The organism is Salinifilum aidingensis (assembly GCF_054782015.1).
Map to the genome: position 1 here is coordinate 1 of NZ_BAAGTH010000037.1, position 612 is coordinate 612.

Here is a 612-nt window from a genome sequence, read left to right on the forward strand (position 1 = left end):
AAGTCGGATCGTAGCCATGTCGTTCTGTGAGCCAAGGAGTTGATCGGACCTATTGTCTTCCTAAGACCGCTTGGCCTCCGACTTCCTGGCCGGCCTGGCCACTAGTGACGGATGGGCCCTTGGTGGAGGCTGAGGAGACAGTGACCACGGTGCCACGGCCCCACAGATCGAAGTACCAGAGGTAATAACCACCACTATCTTCCAAAAGGGACCGTGCACAGTAATACGTGGCTGTGTCCACAGGGTCCATGTTGGTCATTCTAAGGACCACCTGATTCTTGGAGGTGTCCTTGGAGATGGTGAGCCTGGTCTTCAGAGATGTGCTGTAGTATTTGTCATCATCCCAATCAACGCGAGCAAGCCACTCCAGGGCCTTCCCTGGGGGCTGACGGATCCAACTCACAGACATTTTACGAGTGCCGAGTGAGAACCCAGAGAAGGTGCAGGTCAGTGTGAGGGTCTGTGTGGGTTTCACCAGCGCAGGACCAGACTGCACCAGCTGCACCTGGGAAGATCTAGAGGAACCACCAAGTCGGAGGCCAAGCGGTCTTAGGAAGACAAACCTAATTGACAACTCCTTGGCTCACAGAACGACATGGCTACGATCCGACT

The 612-nt window shown here is 55.1% G+C and carries 1 protein-coding gene; it reads right to left on the bottom strand.

Annotation, left to right across the window (positions count from 1 at the left end):
* Positions 1–49: 49 nt before the first annotated feature.
* Positions 50–505, bottom strand: a complete 456-nt coding sequence (locus ACYVJE_RS23000) for an immunoglobulin domain-containing family protein (protein WP_461146125.1) — start codon at positions 503–505, stop codon at positions 50–52.
* Between the last annotated feature and the right edge of the window lie 107 nt (positions 506–612).